A 2,455-nucleotide genomic window follows, 5' to 3' on the forward strand; every position below is an offset into this window, starting at 1 on the left:
GAACAACATTGTTAGTTCATGAATTGAATAAGTTTATGATGACTGAAATACTTCTTAAATACAGTATGTTAACTATCACTTAAGCAATGAACTAGATTTTTTCTCAACATAAGTTGAATTCAATTGATGCGTACCAAACAGAACCCCCTGGCCTTGCCATCAATGGCATATACCATGATGACCTTTCTACCCACTTGGTCCTCTAAGGTAGAAATGCGCACACAGCATCTTTGAACACCCATTGCTAACGGACTTGAATCAAGCGCAGCCCCAGAGAATAAAAAACCCGCCTGTTATGGCGGGTCTTATCATTTATCTCTAAAATCAGGGTGTTACGATATTAAACCAGAAATCAAAGTTATCTAAATAGCTGAGGAATTCATCAACTTTAGCCTGGTTGCCGGTAATAGTCACTTCGCCCTTCTCTTTCGCCTGTTTCAGCGACTCTTCCTTAAGAATGATTTTGTTGAGGGTTGCACGGTTCAAAACAATGGAAGCATCTGCATCGCTGGCCTGTGCATTAGCGCTATGGTTAAGCACGCCATTTTCCAGTTCCAGCTTATATTTTCCGCCATCGCTCCCCAAATCAACGTTAAAGACTGCTTTCGCATTTGCCGCTTTTTCACCATTGATATGTACCGCCAGATAATCAAAGAACATCTCTGGCGACATAGCTTTAACCGTATCCGGACTGGCCGTATTGGGTGTTGCACCTTTCACTACACCGTTACGTAATTCCTGTGCACCGGTCAGATAGAAATTGCGCCACGGGCCGGACTCTGCCTGGTACCCCATCTGTTCAAGTGCATCGGCTTCCAGGTTGCGCGCGTCTTTATTATGCGGATCGGCAAAGACTATCTTGTTAGTCACTTGCGCCACCCAGCGGTAATTCCCCTGAGCATAGTCAGCTTTTGCTTTTTGCATAATGGCATCCGCTCCCCCCATGTAATCGACATACTTTTTCGCTGCATCAACAGGCGGCAGTTCATCGAGGGTTGCCGGGTTACCGTTAAACCAGCCTAAGTAAAAGACATATGTTGCTTTCACGTCATGACTCACTGAACCGTAATACCCTCGACTGGCCCATGATTTTGCCAGACCGGATGGCAATTTGAAATTGGCGGCGATTTCATCGCGGGTCAGCCCCTGGTTTGCCATGCGCAAAGTTTGATCGTTAATGTAGCGGTACATATCACGCTGACTCTTCATTAACTTCACCACATTGTCATTCCCCCAGGTTGGCCAGTGGTGCTGAGCAATAATAATGTTCGCTTTACCCCCCCAGCGAGTAATGACGTCATTGATATATTTCGACCATGCCAGCGGATCGCGGATCTTCGCGCCGCGCAGTGAATAAGTGTTGTGCAAGGTATGAGTGACATCCTCCGCCGCTTCAATCATCCCCTTTTCTTCCACATACCACAGCATTTCTGACGGTGCCTCCGAACCCGGGGCCATCATAAAGTCATAGGTCAGACCATCGATAACTTCTTTCTGTCCGGTATGAGTGATGTAGTTAGTCGGCTCAATCAACGTTACTGTGCCGGCGGAAGTCGTCGTACCAAGGCCAGCGCCTACCTGACCTTTCGCATCGGGCTTCAGCAGGTTGCCATACATATAGCTGGCGCGGCGACTCATCGCATTCCCCGCCATAATATTTTCCGACACGGCTTCTTTCATAAAGCCAGCCGGTGCATATACTTTTACTTTGCCGGATTTCACATCTGCTTCATCGACAACACCACGCACACCGCCGTAATGGTCAACATGGCTGTGGGTATAAATAACAGCAACAACAGGTCTTTTGCCCCGATTTTGGTAGTAGAGATCCATTCCTACTTTAGCCGTTTCTGCCGAAACCAGCGGATCAATAACGGTAATGCCTTCTTTACCTTCCATAATGGTCATGTTCGAAAGATCCAGATTGCGGATCTGATAAACGCCATCAGTGACTTCAAACAAACCGCCGATATTGATCAATTGTGACTGGCGCCACAGGCTCGGATTCACCGTATCCGGCGCTTTATCGCCCTCTTTAATGAAGGCATACTGCTGCGGATTCCAGACGGTGTTCCCTTGTTTCCCCTTAATCAATTCTTGTGGCAGTGGCGCAATAAAGCCTTTGTGAGCATTAGAAAAATCGGTTTTATCCGTGAACGGGAGTTGTCCGTACAACGCATCATTCGCACTTTTAGTCTGTGCCGTGGCCTCTTTCGCCACCTCTTGTGCCATCGCAGGAAGTGATATTAACGATGCAGAACACACACCCGCCATAACCATATAACCAACTACTTTATTAAGTTTCATAAATCCTCGGCTAATAATATATTAATGTGCAGAAAAGTGTTCTGCATATTTGATCGCTGATTGGTTTTAAAATCATTGCATGCTGATGATGAACATAATTCAATAATCAAAGGCTATCACGCTCATCTTCTAGCGAAAAACGAAACAG

The 2,455-nt window shown here is 46.2% G+C and carries 1 protein-coding gene; it reads right to left on the reverse strand.

All coding sequences use genetic code 11. The features are described 5' to 3' along the window. Positions 1 to 324 precede the first annotated feature (324 nt). On the reverse strand, positions 325 to 2,280 hold the full coding sequence (locus NNN64_RS22720; RefSeq protein WP_442870717.1) for an alkyl/aryl-sulfatase: 1,956 nt from the start codon (positions 2,278 to 2,280) through the stop codon (positions 325 to 327). Positions 2,281 to 2,455: the final 175 nt, after the last annotated feature.

Origin of the sequence: Citrobacter sp. Igbk 14 (genome assembly GCF_028069825.1) — a bacterium.
Lineage (GTDB): Bacteria > Pseudomonadota > Gammaproteobacteria > Enterobacterales > Enterobacteriaceae > Citrobacter.

Excerpts from the sequence above, each read along its gene's own strand:
- NNN64_RS22720 (WP_442870717.1), bottom strand. The coding sequence starts at position 2,280 with ATGGTTATGGCGGGTGTGTGTTCTGCATCGTTAATATCACTTCCTGCG.